We start from the raw sequence: 18,362 nt of genomic DNA, 5'->3' as shown, positions 1-18,362 counted from the left end.
CCCGAACGGAGGAACGGCATGCTCAGTACGTCTCGTCCCCGCCTGCGGGCGCTCTCGGCCGTCGGCCTGGCCGGCGTCCTGGCGACGACCGGCGCGGTGGCCCCCCAGACCGCCGCCGCCGCGGCGACCCCGACGGCCACGGTCGCCGAGGCCCCCCTCATCGCCCCGGCGATCCGGCCGCCGGCGGGATCGCTCCTGGTCGGCGCGTACGTTGTCACGCAGGGAACGCAGACCTACACATGCGCCGGCGGCGTGTTCACCGGCGTGTCCGTGCCGGAGGCGCGGTTGCTCGGCACCGGCGGTCGGGTGCACCACTTCAGGGGCCCGAGCTGGCAGTCCGAGCGCGACGGTTCCCTGATCACCGCGAAGAAGACGGCCGAGAGCCCGCGTGCGGGCACCATCCCCGAACTGCTGCTCACCGTGGACTCGCACAGCGGCGCGGGTGTCCTCGGCGGCGTCGCGTACATCAACCGGTTGCTGACCTCGGGGGGTGTGGCGCCGGCCGGCAGCTGCGTCGACGGCACGACGGCGGCCGTGCCGTACGGCGCGGTCTACGTCTTCTGGGCGGCGAAGCCGTAGGTGACCCGTCCCCGGTGCCCGCAGGGCACCGGGGACGGCTCACGTTCAGGGGCTGGTGCAGGTCAGGCCGCTCGGCGCGGTGGCGCCGTCACCGGTTGCGGTGAATCCGAACGTCGTCGAGGCGTTCGGAGCGAGCGTGCCGTTGTAGGGCGCGTTCCGGACGGCGACGGTGCCGGTGGTGCCGGTGTTGACGCCGCTCCAGAGGCTGCTGATGGCCTGGCCGCCGGCCAGGTTCAGCCGGACCGTCCAGCCGTTGAGGGTGGCGGTACCGGTGTTGGCCACGGTGACCTCGCCCTGGAAGCCGCCCGGCCAGGTGTTGACGCTGCGGTACGTGGCCGCGCAGGGGCCGCCGGTCGGCGGGGGCGTCGTGGGCGGCGTGGTGGTCGGGGGAGTGGTGGTCGGCGGGGTGGTCGTCGGCGGGGTGGTGGTGGGCGGGGTGGTGGACTCGAACTGGGAGAAGAACCGCCAGATCTCCGCCGACGTCCAGGTCCGGGAGTCGTTCGGGCTGGACGAGCCGTCGACCGGGCTGGGCGTGTGGTCGCCGTCGAAGGCGGCCCACTGCACGGGGTATCCGGCCCGGCAGCCGGCGTAGGTGGTGGTGACGTGGGTGAGGCTGCCGCGGCTCGGCTCGCGCGGGCTCTGCGCGGTGCAGCCGTTGTTGCGGACGAACGTGTCGCGCAGGGACCGGCCCATCGAGATGTTCAGCACGCTGTCGTAGATGCCGTGGATGCCGAAGTAGGCGACGGGCTGGGTGCCGCCGTTGCAGCCGCTGAGGTTGGCGCCGGACAGCACGGTGACCGCGCGGACGACCGTCGGTCGGGCGCAGGCGACCGCGTAGCTCATCGCCCCGCCGTAGCTCCAGCCGAGCGCGAAGCGCTGGGTCGTGTCGACGCAGAGGTCGTTCTCGACCTGGCGGGAGATGTCGTCGAAGAGCGTCAGGTCCCGGCCGTTGGTGTTGGCCCAGCCGTTGTCGATGCCCTGCGGCGCCACGAAGATCGTGCTGTTGTTCGACAGCGGCAGGAGCCCGTAGTAGCCGGCGGAGGCGACGTTGTTCGCCGAGCCGTTCAGCCAGTGGAAACCGAAGATCAGCCGGTAGGGGCGGTTCCGGTCGTACCCGTCCGGGATCCGCAGGATGTAGCTGCGGTTCTGTCCGCTGCTGGTGATGGTGCGGGTGCCGCTGGTGAGCGTGGGGGCCTTGCCGCAGCCCGCGGTCGCCGCGAGCGTGCCGTTCGTCGCGGCCTCCGCCGCTCCGCCGAGGCCGCCGCTCAGCGCGCCGGCGGTCGCCGCGAGGAGGACGGCCGCCGCGGCCAGGGATGAGAGGAGCTGTGTACGTTTCACCATTGCTTGCCTCCGTGCCGTGGGTGGTGTGGTGCCGGCGGTGCGCGCAGGGGTGTCCGTCGCTGCCGGGATCGCCCGCGAGGTGGCGTGGAGGCGTGGGCGTGCGGCCGGGGCCTGACGCGTCCGGCGGTCACCTGTGGCGGCTGGCAACGGCGGATCGGCCCGGACTGGTCACCGGCCGGTCGGTCGGGCGGCGAGAGCAGGTGCCTCGAAGCGCCGTGCCGAATGGCGGGTGACCGGGAGCGTGCCCTGGCGCTCCCGCGCCAAAAGATAGCAGGTTATCGATAACATACTCAACCGCAGGGGCAGCGAGCAGTGCAGGTGTGAGCGATAACAGGGTGCGCCTGGCGGCCGGCGCGGCCCGCCGGGCGGTTATCGTTCGGGCGTGCACATTCGCTTCGCCGTCCCGGCCGACCCCGCCTATCCGGGCCGCGTGGCCGCCGTGCTCAGCGGCGTCCGGCTGCGCCGGTTCGGCTGGATCGGCGCCGTGCTGGCGGCGGTCGGGGCGCTCGGTCTCGTCGTCGCCCGGACGTCCGGGTGGGGCGGCCGGTTCACGACGCTCTGGCTGGCGCTGCTCGTCGGCGGCGTGCTGTCGATGCTCTACGCGCCGTGGGTGCGGTGGCGGGCCCGACGCCGCTCCGCCGGCTACGCCGTCGAGGGCGGCTACGACATCACCGACGACAACATCATGATGCGCAGCGGCTCGGAGTCCGGCGGCATCGCCTGGGACGGCGTGGCCCGGGTCGAGGAGACGCCGGAGTTCTGGATCGTCTACGTCGGCCGGATGCCGGCCACCGTGATCCCGCGCCGGCTGATGTCCGCCGGCGACGACGAGACGTTGCGCGCCTTCATGGCCGGACGAGGGCTCCTGACACCCCGCTGAGCGCGGGCGGGCACGGCCGGCGTGCCGGGCGGCCCGTCCCGCCGTAGAGGTGCACGCGGTGGTCGAGGTCGCGCTCCGGCTGGCCCCGCTCGAAGTGGTCACGGTGCACCCAGCCGTGGCTGACGTGCACGACCCAGTCCTCGAAGTACCAGCTCGGGCTGCACGAGCAGCCGGTGAACCGGAAGTTGGCCCGGTAGCGGCCCACCTGACCCGGCGCGAGCGCGAACAGGTGGGTCGACGCGCGGGGGTGCGGGTAGGCCGCCCAGGTGGGCAGCCGGTCGACGCCGACCGTCACCTCCCGGCGGCTGAGCCACAGACCGACGGCGTGCGCGCGACCCGGGCTGCCGGCCAGCACCTCGTGCCGGGGTGCGTAGCCGTCCGCCTCGTCGAGAAGGACGTCGTGGATCACCACCTCGGCCTCCGGCAGCTCCCGGGGCAGTGCCACCGGCTGGTTGAGGCCGCGCCGGGCGTTCGCGGCCGGCGCGCCGCGCGCCGCGGCCGGCCACCGGACCCGAACCCGCTGGATGAGGATCACCCCGCCAGAGTGACCCAGCCCCGCCGGGCACGCCAGCCGATTTCCTAGGCGAACCGGTCCGCCAGGGTGGTCAACCTGCCGACGTACGCGGGCCAGTCGTACTCGTCGGGGACGTTGGTGTTGGCCTCCCGCAGGCCGATCGCCGTGTCGAGCTGCTCCCGCAGGATGTCGGCGTGGCCGGCGTGCCGGGCGAGGTCCACGGTGACGTGGGTGATGATCCGGTGCAGCGTCACGGCCTGCCGGCCGGGTCGCCACCACGGCACCTGCCCCGGCGCGTCCAGCGGGAGCTGGCCGATCGTCTCGTCGGCGAACGCCGCGACCCGGCGGTAGAGGTCGATCAGACCGTCCTTGGTCTCGTCCTCCCGCGCGTACCAGTCGGCCTGCGGATCCGCGTCGTACGCCTCCATCGGGACCAGCTCGCCGGGGGTGGGGAACTGCCGGCCGAAGGTCGGCCCGAAGTAGCCGGCCTCCACGTTGAGGCAGTGCTTCACGATGCCCAGCAGGTTGTTGCCGGTCGCGGTGCGGGGGAGCCGGGCGTCGCGTTCGCTCAGCCCGTCGAGCTTCCAGATCAGATCCTCGCGGGTCTCCCGCAGGTAGAGGTGCAGTGCGTCCTTCACGTCGCCCAGGTCAGCCATGCCCGCCAGTGTTCCGCACCGGTCGGACATCCGGGGCTCAGCCGACCTGGCTGTTGTCCTTCAGCTCACCCCACCCGTGCCAGCGGTCGACCTCGATCAGCGCGCTGACCCGGGCCCGCTCACGACGCGGGTAGGGGTTGCCGGTGTAGTGCCGGGCGAGTCGGTCGATGTCCGCCAGGTCCGCGTCGTCGCGCAGCTCGGCCACGTGCCCGATGATGCTCAGGTGGGTGTACCAGCCCTGCTCGTCCAGCACGGTCAGGGTGACCCGGGGGTCGTTGCGCAGGTGGCCCAGCCGGCGACGGCCCTCGTCCATGTTCACCAGGATCCGGCCGTCGTCCCACAGGTACCAGGTGGCCGCGGAGACCGGTTGACCGTCGGGGCGCAGGGTGGCGATGACGGCGGGGTTCGGCTTGCGCAGCATGGCGACGGCGGGCTCGGGCAGCGGCGGCTTGGACATGGCTCTCCTCTTCGCGACGGTGCTGTCTTCGCACTGTACGGACCGGCCGGGCCCGCCGCCGGGGATGCGCGGCAGCCGCCCGTCCTGGCTCCGCCCATCCTGGGATCGGTGGTGCCTGGTTGCGCCGGCCGCCGGCGGGCACCGTTCGGGGTGCGGCCGGAGACTCCGGCGCGCGGAAGGGAACCCATGACCGGCGACAAGCTCCCCGGCGGCACCTACCAGGTCGGGGACCTCACCCTCACCCGGGTCGGCTACGGCGCCATGCAGTTGGCGGGCCCGGGCGTGTTCGGGCCACCCCGCGACCGCGACGCCGCCGTCGCCGTCCTGCGGACCGCCGTCGAGCTGGGCATCCGGCACATCGACACGGCGGACTTCTACGGCCCGCACGTCACCAACGAGATCATCCGGGAGGCGCTCGCGCCGTACCCCGACGACCTGCACATCGTCACCAAGGTCGGCGCCCGCCGGGACGAGCAGGGCGGATGGCCGCACGCCCGCACCCCGGCCGAGCTGACCCAACAGGTGCACGACAACCTGCGTCGCCTCGGCCTGCCGGCGCTGGACGTGGTGAACCTGCGGGTCGGTGGCCTCGACGCACCCGAGCCCGGCTCGATCGCCGAACAGTTCGGCGCGCTCGTCGAGCTGCGCGACCAGGGGCTGATCCGGCACCTGGGGTTGAGCACGGTCACCGCGGAGCAGCTGGCCGAGGCGCAGTCGATCGCCCCGGTGGTGTGCGTGCAGAACTTCTACAACCTGGCCCACCGCGACGACGACGAGGTGGTCGACAGCACCGCCCGGCAGGGCATCGCGTACGTGCCGTACTTCCCGCTGGGCGGCTTCTCGCCCTTGCAGTCGGATGTCCTGGACCGGGTCGCGAAGCGGTTGGGGAGCACGCCGATGGCCGTCGCGCTCGCCTGGCTGCTGCACCGGTCGCCGAACATCCTGCTCATCCCCGGCACGTCCTCGGTCGCGCACCTGCGCGAGAACGTCGCCGGCGCGGCGTTGGACCTGCCCGCCGACGCGCTCGCCGAGCTGGACGCGATCGGCGCACCGGCGGGCTGACCACCTCGGCGGCGCCGCGTGTCCGGTGCGCCACCCAGGGTAGACATTCATCGATAGAGTCGGGGCGGCCGCAGCGAGGTGACCGACCGGAGGAGGAGCCGTGAGATTCCTGCCGTCCCGATCTCGACCGATCCCCGCCGACCTGGAGCGGCGCGCGCGTTCCGGCCTGGCCCTCTTCGAGGCCGGCCAGTACGCGGCCGCCGAGCGCGCCTGGCGCACACTGTTCGCCGACTGCGAGCGGCAGCTCGGCCCGGCCCACCCCGAGACGCTGCGCACCCTGGACCGGTGGGGGTCGGCGCTGTTCCGCCTGCGTCGGCTCGGCGAGTCGGCGCAGCGGCACCGGGAGGCTCACCACCGGGCCGCGGCCGGCCTGGGCGCAGGCGACCCGGTCACGCTGGTCTACGCCTACAACCTCGGGTGCGCGCTGGTGGTCATGCACCAGTGGGGCGAGGGCCTGCCGGTGCTGGAGGACACGCTGCGCCGCCAGCGGCGCAGGCTCGGCCAGGACCACCCGCAGACCCTCGCCACCGCCAAGACGCTCGGCGTCTCGCTGTTCATGGCCGGCGACGCCGCAGCCGCGCTGGACCTGCTGCGGTCCAGCTACGAGCGGGCCGCCCGGGCGTTCGGCCCGGACGACCCGCTGACCCGCGACATCGGCGAGAACCTGCGGGTGGCGCTGCGCAACACCCAGCGGTTCTGACGCGTCAGGCGCGGATGCTCCACTGCTGGTTGGCGCCGCCGTGACAGTCCCAGAGGTTGATCCGCGTGCCGTTGGCGGTGCCGTAGTTGGCGGCGTCCAGGCAGCGCCCCGACTGGACCCCGCTGATCGTGCCGTTCGCGTTCAGGTTCCACTGCTGGTTGGCCTGACCGGTGCAGTCCCAGACGATCACGCTGGTGCCGTTGGCGGTGCCCCGCCCGCTGGCGTCCAGGCACTTGCCGCCCAGCACCTGCAACTGCTTGGCGGAGGTGTAGGTCCAGCGCTGCGGGGTGCCGCCCCAGCAGTCGTAGAGCTGCACCGCGGTGCCGTTGGTGGTGCTGCCGTTCGGCACGTCCAGACACCGGCCCGAGCCGGTGTTCACCACCTGCACGTTCTGGTAGGTGCTCCCGCCGCTGCCCGGCGTACCGATGCTGCCGGACACCGACTGGAGCGCGCGGTACCAGACGGCGGCCATCTTGTCGTAGCCGGTGGCGGTCGGGTGGACGCCGTCGATCAGGTCGGCGGTGGTCAGCGCCGAGTGCTGGTCGACCAGGTGGACGCGCCGGCCGGCGTTCACCTTGGCCTGGACGATGCCGGGGACGGCGGCGTTGAACGTGCGTACCGCCGACTCCTGGCCCGGGTTGGCCAGCGGGATGATCTGGGCCACGAAAACGTCGGCGTCGGGCGCGGTCGTGGTGATGCGGTCGATCAGCGCGGAGAGCCGGTTCGGCGCGCCGGCGACGTTGTAGTTCTGGAGGATGTCGTTGGTGCCGATGTGCAGCAACACGGTGCGCGGCCGGTAGTTGTTCAGCCAGCCGGTGATGTTCGCGTCGATCTGGTCGATCCGCCAGCCGGGGTGACCCTCGTGGTCGTGGTCGCCGAGGTTGCCCGGCCCGTTGAACTGGGAACCGACCAGGTCGACCCGGTAGCCGGCACCGGCGAGCCGCTGCCACAGTCCGATCCGGTAGCCGCCGGGGACCTGGGTGCCCTCGGTGATCGAGTCACCCAGCGGCATCACCCGGACCCCACCGTTGGACTCCGCGCCCGCCGGACCGGCCGGGACCAGCAGGCCGGCGACCATCATGGCCAGCGCGGCGAGCCACGCTCCTGCCCTCGTTCGCATGACTGTTCCTCCTCAGGGACTGGTGCAGGTCAGGGACGGCGTCGACGGGGAGCCGTTCGCCAGGAAGCCGAACGTGGTCGAGCCGGCGGCGGGCACGGAGCCGTTGTAGGACACGTTGCGCACGGTTGCGGCGGAGCCGCTGGTGCTCAACGTGCCGCCCCAGATCTGACTGACGCTCTGCCCGGCGGCCAGGCTCCAGCCCACGGTCCAACCGTTGATCGCCGCGGCGCCGGCCGTGACGGTCACCTCGCCCTGGAAGCCACCGGACCAGGTGCTGGTGGTGCGGTAGCTCGCGGTGCAGGCGTCGGTGGTCGGCGGCGGGGTGGTGGGCGGCGGGGTCGTCGGCGGTGGGCTGGTCGGCGTGCCGCCGCCGGTCGGGGTGAACCGCCAGTGGTCGAGGTTGAACAGCGAGCCGCTGCCGCCGGTGAACCGCAGGTAGAGGTCGTGGGTGCCGGTGGCGCCGCTGACCGCGCACGTGGTGTCGGTCCAGGTCTGCCACCCCCCGGTGCCGGACACCCGGCAGGTGCCCACCACGGTGCCGGTGGCGCTGTCGAGGCGGACCTCGATGGTGCCCCCGCCGGCGGCCGAGGCCACCCGGGCGGTGTACGAGGCCGCGCCGGTGCCGAAAGCCACGCCCTTGACCTTGATGTAGTCCCCGTTGTCGATCCACCCGACGTTCATCCCGCCGGCGCTGCTCGGCTCGGTCTCCACCCCGGAGCCCCAGGCGATCGTCTCGGCCTCCTGCCGGACGTACGGGTTCAGCGTGCCGACCTGCGGGGCACCGGCGGTGGACATGCTGATCGTCGGGATGGAACCGTCCGCGCCGTAGGAGAACTTCTCCACCGCCACGGAGCGGGTGAAGCCGCCCCCGCCCGGTAGTGCCCCGTTGTGGTAGAAGAAGTACGAACCGCCCTTGAAGTCGACGATCCCGGGGTGGTTGGTGAAGCTGCTGCCCTGGGTGGGCATCACCGTTCCGCGGTAGGTCCACGGCCCCAACGGGCCGGGCGCGGTGGAATAGGCGATGAACTCCGAGCAGCACTTGGCCGCGTAGACCAGGTAGTAGAGGCCGTTGCGCTTGTAGACCCAGGGCCCCTCCTCGAAGAGGGTCGGCCGGTTCGCGTCCCCGGTCCGGGTGCCGAAGCCCGCCGTGGTCAGCGGGATCTGCGTGGGGCTGCCCGAGTACGAGGTCATGTCCGCGTTCAGCTTCACGTACCACAGGCGCGGGTTGCCCCAGTAGAGGTACGCCTGGCCGTCGTCGTCGATGAACACGGTGGGGTCGATCTCGCCGTTGCTCACCAGCGGGCGTCCGATCGCGTCCCGGAACGGGCCGGTCGGGCTGTCCGAGACCGCCACGCCGATGCCCATCTGGCCGGTCGCCCGCACCGTCATCGGCACGTACCAGTAGAACTTGCCGTTGCGGTAGACCGCCTGGCCGGCCCACGCGTCGGACTTGGCCCAGCTGAAGCTGGCGATGTTGAGCGGGGAGCCGTGGTCGGTCCAGTTCACCATGTCGTCGGACGAGAAGACCCGCCACTCCTTCATGGTGAACCAGGTCGAGTTGTCCTCGTCGTGGCCGGTGTAGAGGTAGACCCGGCCGTTGTGGACCAGCGGTGCCGGATCGGCCGTGTAGATCGTCTGCACGATGGGGTTGTCGGCCCGGGCGATCGCCGGGAACAACCCCACCAGGGCGAGCAGGCTGGCGACCAGGGCGATCCGGCGCCTGGTCCGATGCCGGGACCGGGCTGACGTGGCTCTCCGTCGCCCCGGACCGCCGGCGGCCGGGTCGGCCGCGGCGGGCGCGGCGAGCGGATGGGAGCGTCCGGCCCGGCCGGGCCGGAGACGGGAGATGACCATGACGGCTCCTCGGGTACGCGGGGCTCCCGGACCGTCCGTGCCGGCGAGAAGCCTCGCGGGTGGTGGATTGCCGTCGATGGAAACGCTAACAGTCGCGGCGTCGACTCAACCGCTGGAACCACGATCTCGGGACGGAGATCGTGCAGGCGGTGGGGTCGGAAGTGCCGACGGTGGTGGCCTGCCGGTCACCGATGTTATCGCAAACATCGACGCCGGTAATTAGAGCACACTCCGGGAGGGACGGGGAGCCCTGACGGGCGGCGGCGCATGGCCGGGCGGGCCGGCCACCGGCCTGCGGCGGCCGGCGCACCGGCCGTCGAAGCGACCGCTGACCAGCGGTTTCGCTCAGCGCGCCTTTTTCGTCGCCCGCTTGCGGGGCGGAGTCAACAGGTCGGCGATCGCGGCGACCGCGGCGGGGACCACCCGGTAGTAGGCCCACACCCCGCGCTTCTCGCGCTCCAGCAGGCCGGCCTCGGTGAGGATCCGGAGGTGATGACTCACCGTCGGCTGGGACAGCCCGAGCGGGGCGGTCAGGTCACTCACCGACGCCTCGCCCTGCGGGGCGGACTGGATGAGGCTGAGCAGCCGCAGTCGGGCCGGGTCGGCGAACGCCTTCAGCACCCCCGCGAGCCGTTCGGCGTCGGCGCGCTTGATCGGCTCGCCGGACAGCGGCGAGATGGAAGGCATGGCGGTCTTGGCGGTTCCCACGCCGTCCATCGTCGCACCTGAACATCGACGACGCGGTGGAAACCGGGATCGGATCGACGTAACGGGCACATTCCTCGCCGGAGGTGAGCCGGCCTCAGGCGCGGCGCAGGACCAGGGTGGCGAAGCCCAACACGTCGCGGTATCCGCGCAGCCACTGGTCCCGGTGTTCGCGCGCGACCGCCAGCGCCTGCGCGGCGTCCGGGTGGCCCGGGTTGTCGAGCGCCCACTCGGTGAGCGACCCAACCCAGGACCACTCGTAGTGGTCCCACTCGGCGGCGTCGCTGACGTGCGCGTACACCGGGGTCCACCCGACCTCCTCGGCGACGTCCACCAGACCGGCGAGATCGGTGAAGTCCTCCGGCTTCGCGTCCAGTGCCGCCAGCGCCTGCGGGGTCGGCGGGGCCTGCCAGAAGCCCTCGCCGACCAGGAGGATCCCGTCCGGGTGCACGTGTCGCCCGGCCAGCCGCAGCGTCCCCGCGAATCCGTCGAAGACGTGCGTCGACCCGACACACATCACCAGGTCGTGGTCGCCGTCCGGCACGTACGCGCGGGCGTCGCGCTCGTGCAGCGTGAGCCGGTCGGCGAGGCCACGTTCGGCGGCGGCGGTCGCGGCGCGCTCCAGGGCGTACGGGTTGATGTCGACGCCGTCGGCGTGCCCGTCGGGGTGGTGGGCGAGGGCCTGCAGCGCCCAGGCCGCCTCGCCGCAGCCGAGGTCGAGGACGCGGGCGGACGGCCCCCGGCCGGCCCGGCGCAGGAGCCGGTTGACATTGACGCCGGAGATCGGCGCCGCGATCGGGTGGTGCGAGTGCGCGATGCTGCTGAGCCGTTGACGATCCACGGGGAGACAGTGAACACCACGACGGGACGGGCGGCATCCGGCTTTGCCCGCCGCCCGGTGGCCCTACCGCTTCACCAGGTTGCGCAGCGCGGCGAGCAGCGACCGGTCGCTGACCTCGGCGTAGATCTTCTTGTCCGCGCCGACCAGCACGACGTACGGGCAGGCCTGGTCGTCGCCGCCCAGGGTCTTGTCGAGCAGCCTCCGGCCGGTCGCCACCTCGTGGACCCGGAGGCGGTAGGTGGCCTTCAGCAGCGTCAACGTGTCCGGCTTCGGGTCGTCGTAGCGGCACTTGCGGATCGTCGCGCCGGTGCTCACCCGGTCGAGACAGGCGACCATCTGCACGGTCTTCGGATCCTCCGCCGCCCAGATCCGTTCCACCTGCTTGGACAGGCCCTCGTCGTAGTAGTAGCCGTTGTCCTGGCGGCGTTGCCCGCCCGGGGTGTCACCGATGAGCAGCGCCACCGGGTGCGGGGCCTTCCCGGCCCGCTTCGGCGACTGCGGGTAGTAGAGGACGCCGTCGCACACGTTGTTCAGGTCGGTGATCTCGGCGGCGGCGAAGTCGCTGGCCTGGGGTCCCTGCGGCGCCGGCTCCGCGCTCCCGGTCGGGTCGGGCGCCGGCGGACTGCCGGTCGTGGTCGACGGCCAGGTGGCCGGCACGGGCTCGGCCGGATCGTCGGCGCCGGCGCGCAGCAGGAAGGCGCCGCCGACCAGGCCGGTGCACGCCAGCAACAGCAGGACGCCCAGCGTGACCACGGCGATGATCAGGCCACGATGGGCCCGACCCGGTCCCGGCGGGCCGGCCCCGAACGGCGGCCCGTACGCAGGACCGCCATCGGCGGCCCGTACGGCTGGCCGGCCGGGGGTGGCGCGTGTGGTGGTGGCGCCGGCGGCGCCGTCGATGGCTCGGGTTGCTCCTCCGTCGATCCGAATTCCGATCCGGCCCCCGTGTCGGACATGCTCGATCCTCTTGTCGACGCTCGGCGAAGCGCGAATGTATCAACATCTCATCGACCGGGCGGCCCGTCGTCGTCCCGATTCCGATGACCCGCTTCACCCGCCGGTCGCGTGCTCCCGACGGTGATGACGACCTTCGCCCGCGCGTGCTCGCCCTCCAGGTAGCGGATGGCCTCCGGCACCTCGTCGAGCGGATAGGTGCGGTCGACCACCGGGGTGAGCCGGCCGGCCTCGACGTGGGCGCGCAGCAGGTCGAGATGGGGCCGGCTCGGCGTCGCGGTGAGCACGGCGACGCGGTGCCGGACCAGCGGCGCCGACAGGCGTCCGCGCGCGATCAGCCACACCGGGCCGACGATGGTGCCGCCGCGGTAGACGCCGCCACCGGAGAGCACCAGCGTCCCGGTGGGGGTCAGCGCCCGGCGGAGCGCACGGAGCGAGCGGTTGCCGACCAGATCGAGCAGGACGTCGTGGCGGCGCCCCTGGCGGGTGAAGTCCTCCCGGGTGTAGTCGACGACGTGATCGGCGCCGAGGGAGCGGACCAGGTCGACGTTGCGGGTGCTGCACACGCCGGTGACGGTGGCGCCGAACGCCTTGGCCAGCTGGACCGCCAGGGTGCCGACGCCGCCGGACGCTCCGTTGACGAGGACGCGGTGGCCCGGCTCGACCCGCCCGACGTCGCGCAGCCCCATCAGCGCGGTGGTGCCGGCCAGCGGCAGGGCGGCCGCCTGTGGCGGGGTGAGGTTCGTCGGCGACGGCGCGACCACGTCCTCGGGCACGCACGCGTACTCGGCGAACGCGCCGTTGGCGTCACCCAGGTCGGCGAAGACGGCGTCGCCCGGGCGGAACCTGCGCACCCGCGCGCCGACCGCCTCGACCCGGCCGGCGACGTCGCGGCCACGGATGCGGGCCCGGGGTCGGGCCGGTCCCATCGCCAGGCGTGCCAGCCACGGGTCGCCCCGCACGGCGTGCCAGTCGTAGGCGTTGAGCGCGGCGGCCTCGACCCGCACCAGCACCTCGTCGGGTGCGGGCGTCGGCGTGTCGACCTCCGCGAGCGTGAGGGTCTCCGGTGGGCCGTACCGGTCCTGGACGATCGCCTTCATCGTGACTCCTCCCCTGGTGTACGGCGTACACCTGCCTTGTCAGGATGGGTGTACGGCGTACACCTGTCAAGACGGTTAGGGTGCAGACACCGCCACCGGAGGACGGGGACGAGATGGCCGAGCAGGCAGAGGTGCTGCGCCGCACGCCGCTGAGCAGGGACCGGATCCTGCGCGCCGCCGTCGCGCTCGCCGACGGGGCCGGGATCGAGTCGCTCAGCATGCGCAACCTCGCCCAGGACCTGGGCGTCGTGCCGATGGCGCTCTACAAGCACGTGGCCAACAAGGATGAACTGCTCGACGGCATGATCGACGTCGTGGTCGGCGAGATCGCGCCGCCGGAGCCCGACACCGACTGGAAGCCCGCGCTGCGCCGCCGCGTCCTCGCGGCGCGGCAGGTGATGCGGCGCCACCCCTGGGCGCCCCTCGCGATCGAGGCACGGAACATGGCGACGGTCGCCGTCCTCGCGTACCTCGACTCGGTGGTCGGGACGCTGCGGGCCGGCGGCCTCTCGGTCGACCTCACCCACCACGTGATGCACGCGATGGGCAGCCGGGTCCTGGGCTTCAGCCAGGAACTGTTCGACGACGCCCGGCGCGCCGGGCGGTCCGGCGCCGTCGAGTCCGGCCCGCCGGCCGCCCTGCCCCCGGAGGCCGCCGCCCGCTTCCCGCACCTCGCCGCGGTCGCGGCGGCGGCGTCGCACGACGACGACTCCGTCGTGGGGTCGGGTTGCGACGACCAGTTCGAGTTCGAGTTCGCGCTGGACCTGCTGTTGGACGGCGTCGAACGGCTGCACCGGCGAGGATGGACGTCGCACGGCCACCGTTGAGCGACCCGGGGAGGGTGTGGTGACGCAGCCACGGCAGATCCTGTTCGTCCAGGGCGCCGGTGCCGGCACGCACGACGAGTGGGACGACAAGCTGGTCGACAGCCTGCGGCGGGAGCTGGGTCGGGGCTACGAGATCCGCTACCCCCGCATGCCCGACGAGGACGACCCGACGTACGCCGCGTGGAGCGCGGCCGTCCGGCGGGAGCTGACCACCCTGGACGACGGCGTGATCGTCGTCGGGCACTCGGTGGGCGGGACGATCCTGGTCAACACGCTCGCCGAGCGGGCGCCGGAGCGGGCACTCGGGGGAGTCGTGCTGATCGCCGCCCCGTTCGTCGGCCCGGGCGGCTGGCCCGGCGACGAGTTCACGCTGCCACCCGACCTCGGCGCGCGACTGCCACGCGACGTGCCGGTGCACGTCTTCCACGGGCTGCGCGACGAGACCGCCCCACCGTCGCACGCCGACCTCTGGGCCGGTGCCGTCCCGCAGGCCCGGGTGCACCTGCTGCCCGGGGCGGACCACCAGATGAACGACGACCTCGGCGCGGTGGCGGCGACGATCCGACGGTCCGACGTGGCCTGACGGGCGCCCGACGGGGCATCACCGACCGCCCCGGATCGCTAGCATCTGCGGCCATGCGCACCCCCAGGAGAACCCGGGCCTGCCTGGCCACCGCCGGCCTTGCCGTCCTGATCCTCACGCCCGTGCCGGCGTACGCGGCCGAGCCCGGCACGCTCACCCTGATCGACGTCGCGCCGGACGGCGCACCCGGCAACGGCGGGGTCGGCGGCTCCGACGTCTCCGACGATGGCCGATACGTGGCGTTCGCCTCCACCTCGGACAACCTGGTCCCCGGCGACGTCAACGACGCCACCGACATCTTCGTCCGGGACACGCTCTCCGGCACGACCACGCTGGTGAGCGGGGGTATGGGTGGGCAGCCGGCCGACGACTGGGCCGAGTACACGGCCGCCGTCTCCGGCAACGGCCGGTACGTGGCCTTCACCTCGTACGCGTCCAACCTGGTGCCCGGCGACACCAACAACCAGCGCGACGTCTTCGTCCACGACCGCGACACCGGCGTCACCACCCGGGCCAGCGTCTTCGCGGGCGGCCGGCAGATCCGGGGCCTGAGCAGCGCCGCCACGATCTCCGACAACGGTCGCTGGGTCGCGTTCACCACGACCGCGTACGGCGAGGTCGACGACGCGGGCGCCCCGCTGAACGGCCAGGCGGCGTTCGTCCACGACACGCGGACCGGCCGGACCACCCGGGTCAGCGTCCAGGCGGACGGCGGGACGGACCTGTCGGCGTTCCAGGTCGCCATCTCGGGCAGCGGCACCAGAGTCGTGTTCAGCGGCGCCGGTGACTGGGTCGGCGACGGCGGCACCAGCACCGGCGTCTTCGTCCACGACCTCGTCTCGGGTGCCACCGTCCGGGCGAACCGACCGGCCACGGGCGACGGCCTCCTGGACGCGACGAATCCGAGCATCAACCGGGACGGCACCCGGGTCTCCTGGGAGTCGTCCTCGCCGTACGTCGCGGCGGACACCAACGACCGGGGCGACGTCTACGTCCGCGACCTGATCGCCGACACCACCACGCTGGTGACCGCCAACCGCAGGGGCACCGGCGCGGGCGACAGCTTCAGCTACTCCGGTCGGCTCACCGCCGGCGGCCGGTACGTGACGTTCTACTCCGAGGCCACGGACCTGGTCGCCCGGGACGTCAACGGCAACACCAACGACGTGTTCGTGCGGGACCTCAGCACCGGCCGGACCACCGCGGTCAGCGCCGGCGCCGACGGCACGACCGGCAACCGCGCGAGCTTCGACGGGGTCGCCTCGGCCAACGGCAGCCGCGTGGTCTTCCGGTCCAGCGCCACCGACCTGGGCGTCGACCCGGGCGACGGTCACGAGCACCTCTTCGTGCGCTGCCTGCGAAACTGCTGAACCGGAACGCCGTCCGAGCGGCCCGTCACCCCGTGGTGGCGGGCCGCTCGGCGTCCACCGGCGTTCCGGTCACCGGCCGGCCCGTCAGGCGAGACGGTCGGCCTCCGCCCGCGGGTGGTCGACGAAACGCGTGACCGCCCGCTCGCCCCGTGGCTTCCCGCGACGGTGGTACGTGCCGCCGGACCAGGTCACCGCCACCGGCCGGCGTGGGCCTCCCGAACGGGTCGGCGGCGGCTCGTCGTCGGGCAGGCCGAGTAGCGCCAGCGCCGCACCGAGCCGCTCGCGCAGGGACGCCGGAGTGGCCGGGTCCAGCGATTTCGGCTCGCTCGCCGCTGTGCCGCAGGGGGCGGTGGACCCGTCGACCCGGGGAATCGTCTCCCGCAATTCCTATGGAAATTGCGGATTTTCAGCCGACTCCCAGGTTGTCGGGATTGACATTAATTGGACGGTCGGGGATATTCCTAGCGGCGCGTCGGGGCGCAGGCGGAGCAGGCGGGGACTGCGGATCCCACCTGCGCGACGCGCGCGGAAAACGCCGTGTTGCCCCTGCGCCGCAGGGTGCGGATTGGGTTTGGAAAAGTGATCAATCGCGCCGTCGAATTTGCCAAGCACAATACGCCGAATTCCATGCGCGTCGCGGCCCGGCGGGCGCAGATGGACGCGCGCAACGCGCGCATGCGGCTTTCCGTTCCGGTGGTCGCCCGAAATGAATTCGACAACATCTTCCACTGCACCGTGCGGAAGACCGGCAGTCAGTGGATCAAGGCGTTGTTCAGCGATCCGACCGTCTACCGGCACTCCGGTCTGCTGCCCTACGACCCGCGCTTCTACAAGGGCGGCGCGACCGCGCCCGTCCCGGCCGGCCGGGTGGGCCTGGCCATCTTCCTCTCCCACAAGCGTTTCGAGGCCGTCCCGAAGGCCGGCACGTACCGGGCGTTCTTCGTGATCCGCGACCCGCGCGACGTGGTGGTGTCGAGCTACTTCTCGCTGCGGAACTCGCACGCCCCGATGGGTGACATCCCGCAGGCCCGCAAGGCCCTGCAGGAACTGCCGAAGAAGGAGGGGATGCTGTACGTCATCGACCGCCTCCGGGACAAGAAGCAGTTCGGGCAGATGCGGTCCTGGGCGGTGGCGCCGCCGTCCGAGACGTTCCGTCTGTTCCGCTACGAGGACCTGACCGGCGAGGGGCAGGCGGAGGAGGTCGACCGCCTGATGCGCCACTGCGGGATCGTCCTACCGCCGTCCGAGCTGGAGGCGCTCCTCGCCCGCTACAGCTTCACGAAGATGAAGAAGGACAAGGAGACCCCCGGGCGCATCTCCCACTACCGCAAGGGCGCGGCCGGGGACTGGCGCAACCACTTCGACGACGACATCCACGCCGCCTACCTGCGGGCGGCGGGTGACCTCGCCGAGGTGCTCGGCTACCCGTCCCGGGACGGGGCGACCGACCGGCGCAACGGTCAGGAGTCGGCCGCCCGGTAGGGCGACGGCCGCCGTATCCTCCTGCCGTGGAGCTGCGGTTCACCACCCGGGCGTCCGACTCCGCGTGGGTCGACACCGTCTGGACCTGCGCGAGCGACCGGGTCGCGGAGATGACCTCGGTGGCGACCCCGTGCTGGGGGTTGGTCTTCTGGCAGCGCGACGGGCAGGCGTACGCGAGCGTCTCCGGCCCGGAGACCGGCACCGGCACGGCGCCGGTGCCGGAGGGGGCGACCTTCGTCGGCATCGAGTTCGCCGTGGGCACGGCGCTGCGGATCGTTCCCACGCCGGCCCTGGTGGACCGCGGCGCCGAGCTGCCCGACGTCACCCGCCACACGTTCCGGCTCGACGGCGTCCGGTGGGAGACGCCCGGCCCGGATGACGCGGAAGCCCTGGTCGACCGGCTCGTGCGCGCCGGCGCGGTGGTCCGGGACCCGCTGGTGGCCGAGGTGCGTCGGGGCGACCCGCCGTACGCCTCCCCGCGCACGGTGGAGCGCCGGTTCCGGGCCGCGACCGGACTGACCCAGGGCGCGGTCCGGCAGATCGAGCGGGCCCGCGCGGCCGCCGCGCTGCTGGCCGCCGGCATCCCGGTCGCCGAGGCGGTGGTGCGGCTCGCGTACGTCGACGAGCCGCACCTGGCCCGCGCGCTGCGCCGCTACGTGGGGCGCACGGCACGGCAGTTACGCGCGGGCGACGGCGGCGCGATCGCCCTGGACCTGGGTCAGCGGGTGACGTCGTAGATCAGCTTGACGATGCCGTTCGGGTAGGTGGCGGAGTCCCGCAGCCGCAGCAGCTGCTTGTCCCGGTCGGCCTGGTCGAACAGGCTCTTGCCGGCGCCGAGGAGCACCGGGAAGACGAGCAGGTGGTAGCGGTCGATCAGGCCGGCCTCGGACAGGCGGCGGGCGAGTTCCGCGCTGCCGTGGATGAAGATGGCGCCGCCCTCACCCCGCTTCAGCGCGGCGACGTCGTCGGTCGAGCGCAGGACCGTCGTCGGGCCCCAGCCGTCGACCAGGGCGTCCTCGGCCAGGCCGGTGGAGACCACGTACTTCGGCAGGTCCCGGTAGGGGGCGTGGTCCTCCGAGTCGCGCCAGGTCGGCGCGAACGCCTCGTAGCTGCGCCGGCCGAACATCAGCGCCGTGGTGTCCGCGAGCTCCTCACCCTTGAGCGAGAAGGCCTCCGGCGAGAACTCGATGTCCTTGACCACCCATCCGCCGCTGCGGTGGTCCTCGCCCGGCCCGCCGCCGGGGGAGTCCACGACGCCGTCCAGGGACATGAAACCGGTATACACAAGATCACGCATGCGGCCATGCTAGGAATCCGCGCACGCCCCTGTCTTGTAC

19 protein-coding genes and 1 pseudogene are annotated in these 18,362 nt (G+C 72.8%); 9 read left to right on the top strand and 11 right to left on the bottom strand.

Going from position 1 to position 18,362, the window contains the following annotated elements:
- Positions 1-18: 18 nt before the first annotated feature.
- Positions 19-579: a DUF3455 domain-containing protein gene (locus tag GA0070622_RS23925; protein WP_091578929.1), complete on the top strand. Its 561-nt coding sequence runs from the start codon at positions 19-21 to the stop codon at positions 577-579.
- 45 nt (positions 580-624) lie between these two features.
- On the opposite strand, the gene GA0070622_RS23920 is transcribed toward GA0070622_RS23925, so the two are convergent.
- On the bottom strand, positions 625-1,920 hold the full coding sequence (locus GA0070622_RS23920) for a CE1 family esterase (RefSeq protein WP_091578926.1): 1,296 nt from the start codon (positions 1,918-1,920) through the stop codon (positions 625-627).
- A 382-nt stretch (positions 1,921-2,302) separates the two neighbouring features.
- Here GA0070622_RS23920 and GA0070622_RS23915 point away from each other — a divergent pair, with 382 nt between their 5' ends.
- Entirely contained in the window at positions 2,303-2,800 is a 498-nt protein-coding gene (locus GA0070622_RS23915; protein ID WP_091578923.1) for a YcxB family protein, read from the top strand.
- Here GA0070622_RS23915 and GA0070622_RS23910 read toward each other — a convergent pair.
- The 3 genes from GA0070622_RS23910 to GA0070622_RS23900 are packed head-to-tail and all read right to left on the bottom strand — an operon-like array spanning position 2,766 to position 4,427.
- Positions 2,766-3,335, bottom strand: coding sequence for a hypothetical protein (locus GA0070622_RS23910; protein WP_245666785.1), 570 nt, complete (start codon positions 3,333-3,335; stop codon positions 2,766-2,768). The genes GA0070622_RS23915 and GA0070622_RS23910 overlap by 35 nt on opposite strands.
- Positions 3,336-3,379: 44 nt before the next feature.
- Positions 3,380-3,970 (bottom strand): DinB family protein, encoded by a 591-nt coding sequence (locus tag GA0070622_RS23905; RefSeq protein WP_091583850.1) that lies wholly within the window; start codon positions 3,968-3,970, stop codon positions 3,380-3,382.
- Positions 3,971-4,007: 37 nt separating this feature from the next.
- On the bottom strand, positions 4,008-4,427 hold the full coding sequence (locus GA0070622_RS23900; RefSeq protein WP_091578920.1) for a PPOX class F420-dependent oxidoreductase: 420 nt from the start codon (positions 4,425-4,427) through the stop codon (positions 4,008-4,010).
- A gap of 186 nt (positions 4,428-4,613) precedes the next feature.
- On the opposite strand from GA0070622_RS23900, the gene GA0070622_RS23895 reads away from it, so the two are divergent.
- Together GA0070622_RS23895 and GA0070622_RS23890 are read left to right on the top strand one after the other, a co-directional pair.
- Positions 4,614-5,489 (top strand): aldo/keto reductase family oxidoreductase, encoded by an 876-nt coding sequence (locus GA0070622_RS23895; RefSeq protein WP_091578917.1) that lies wholly within the window; start codon positions 4,614-4,616, stop codon positions 5,487-5,489.
- 100 nt (positions 5,490-5,589) lie between these two features.
- Positions 5,590-6,189, top strand: a complete 600-nt coding sequence (locus tag GA0070622_RS23890; protein ID WP_091578914.1) for a tetratricopeptide repeat protein — start codon at positions 5,590-5,592, stop codon at positions 6,187-6,189.
- 4 nt (positions 6,190-6,193) lie between these two features.
- On the opposite strand, the gene GA0070622_RS23885 is transcribed toward GA0070622_RS23890, so the two are convergent.
- The 6 genes and pseudogenes from GA0070622_RS23885 to GA0070622_RS23860 all read right to left on the bottom strand — a co-directional run.
- A complete protein-coding gene (locus GA0070622_RS23885) occupies positions 6,194-7,309 on the bottom strand; it encodes an RICIN domain-containing protein (RefSeq protein WP_091578911.1) in 1,116 nt (371 codons plus the stop codon).
- Positions 7,310-7,321: 12 nt separating this feature from the next.
- Entirely contained in the window at positions 7,322-9,163 is a 1,842-nt protein-coding gene (locus GA0070622_RS23880; RefSeq protein WP_091578908.1) for a family 43 glycosylhydrolase, read from the bottom strand.
- Between the two features lie 345 nt (positions 9,164-9,508).
- Positions 9,509-9,880, bottom strand: a complete 372-nt coding sequence (locus GA0070622_RS23875; RefSeq protein ID WP_091578905.1) for an ArsR/SmtB family transcription factor — start codon at positions 9,878-9,880, stop codon at positions 9,509-9,511.
- An 85-nt stretch (positions 9,881-9,965) separates the two neighbouring features.
- Positions 9,966-10,709 (bottom strand): SAM-dependent methyltransferase, encoded by a 744-nt coding sequence (locus tag GA0070622_RS23870; protein ID WP_091578902.1) that lies wholly within the window; start codon positions 10,707-10,709, stop codon positions 9,966-9,968.
- Positions 10,710-10,772: 63 nt separating this feature from the next.
- Positions 10,773-11,462, bottom strand: coding sequence for a hypothetical protein (locus GA0070622_RS23865; RefSeq protein ID WP_245666784.1), 690 nt, complete (start codon positions 11,460-11,462; stop codon positions 10,773-10,775).
- 320 nt (positions 11,463-11,782) lie between these two features.
- Positions 11,783-12,763 (bottom strand): annotated as a pseudogene (locus GA0070622_RS23860) (NAD(P)-dependent alcohol dehydrogenase); the annotation flags it as partial.
- Positions 12,764-12,876: 113 nt separating this feature from the next.
- Between GA0070622_RS23860 and GA0070622_RS23855 the strand changes: the two are divergent.
- The 5 genes from GA0070622_RS23855 (at position 12,877) to GA0070622_RS23830 (ending at position 17,762) form a co-directional block, all read left to right on the top strand.
- Complete coding sequence (locus GA0070622_RS23855; RefSeq protein ID WP_091583847.1) at positions 12,877-13,590, top strand: TetR/AcrR family transcriptional regulator; 714 nt, start codon at positions 12,877-12,879, stop codon at positions 13,588-13,590.
- 19 nt (positions 13,591-13,609) lie between these two features.
- Positions 13,610-14,173, top strand: coding sequence for an alpha/beta fold hydrolase (locus GA0070622_RS23850; RefSeq protein WP_091583844.1), 564 nt, complete (start codon positions 13,610-13,612; stop codon positions 14,171-14,173).
- 53 nt (positions 14,174-14,226) lie between these two features.
- Entirely contained in the window at positions 14,227-15,543 is a 1,317-nt protein-coding gene (locus tag GA0070622_RS23845; protein WP_141684619.1) for a TolB-like translocation protein, read from the top strand.
- 579 nt (positions 15,544-16,122) lie between these two features.
- Positions 16,123-17,025, top strand: coding sequence for a sulfotransferase domain-containing protein (locus tag GA0070622_RS23835; protein WP_091578892.1), 903 nt, complete (start codon positions 16,123-16,125; stop codon positions 17,023-17,025).
- Positions 17,026-17,051: 26 nt separating this feature from the next.
- Entirely contained in the window at positions 17,052-17,762 is a 711-nt protein-coding gene (locus tag GA0070622_RS23830; RefSeq protein WP_091578890.1) for a helix-turn-helix domain-containing protein, read from the top strand.
- Here GA0070622_RS23830 and GA0070622_RS23825 read toward each other — a convergent pair.
- Complete coding sequence (locus GA0070622_RS23825) at positions 17,744-18,322, bottom strand: dihydrofolate reductase family protein (RefSeq protein WP_091578888.1); 579 nt, start codon at positions 18,320-18,322, stop codon at positions 17,744-17,746. The two genes, GA0070622_RS23830 and GA0070622_RS23825, sit on opposite strands and share 19 nt — an antisense overlap.
- Positions 18,323-18,362: the final 40 nt, after the last annotated feature.

The organism is Micromonospora sediminicola, from assembly GCF_900089585.1.
GTDB classification, from domain to species: domain Bacteria; phylum Actinomycetota; class Actinomycetes; order Mycobacteriales; family Micromonosporaceae; genus Micromonospora; species Micromonospora sediminicola.
This window is presented reverse-complemented; position numbering and strand designations above follow the sequence as displayed.

Coding starts and splice junctions, on each gene's coding strand:
- GA0070622_RS23925 (WP_091578929.1), top strand. CDS start 19: ATGCTCAGTACGTCTCGTCCCCGCCTGCGGGCGCTCTCGGCCGTCGGC.
- GA0070622_RS23920 (WP_091578926.1), bottom strand. CDS start 1,920: ATGGTGAAACGTACACAGCTCCTCTCATCCCTGGCCGCGGCGGCCGTC.
- GA0070622_RS23905 (WP_091583850.1), bottom strand. CDS start 3,970: ATGGCTGACCTGGGCGACGTGAAGGACGCACTGCACCTCTACCTGCGG.
- GA0070622_RS23900 (WP_091578920.1), bottom strand. CDS start 4,427: ATGTCCAAGCCGCCGCTGCCCGAGCCCGCCGTCGCCATGCTGCGCAAG.
- GA0070622_RS23895 (WP_091578917.1), top strand. CDS start 4,614: ATGACCGGCGACAAGCTCCCCGGCGGCACCTACCAGGTCGGGGACCTC.
- GA0070622_RS23885 (WP_091578911.1), bottom strand. CDS start 7,309: ATGCGAACGAGGGCAGGAGCGTGGCTCGCCGCGCTGGCCATGATGGTC.
- GA0070622_RS23880 (WP_091578908.1), bottom strand. CDS start 9,163: ATGGTCATCTCCCGTCTCCGGCCCGGCCGGGCCGGACGCTCCCATCCG.
- GA0070622_RS23875 (WP_091578905.1), bottom strand. CDS start 9,880: ATGGACGGCGTGGGAACCGCCAAGACCGCCATGCCTTCCATCTCGCCG.
- GA0070622_RS23855 (WP_091583847.1), top strand. CDS start 12,877: ATGGCCGAGCAGGCAGAGGTGCTGCGCCGCACGCCGCTGAGCAGGGAC.
- GA0070622_RS23845 (WP_141684619.1), top strand. CDS start 14,227: ATGCGCACCCCCAGGAGAACCCGGGCCTGCCTGGCCACCGCCGGCCTT.
- GA0070622_RS23825 (WP_091578888.1), bottom strand. CDS start 18,322: ATGCGTGATCTTGTGTATACCGGTTTCATGTCCCTGGACGGCGTCGTG.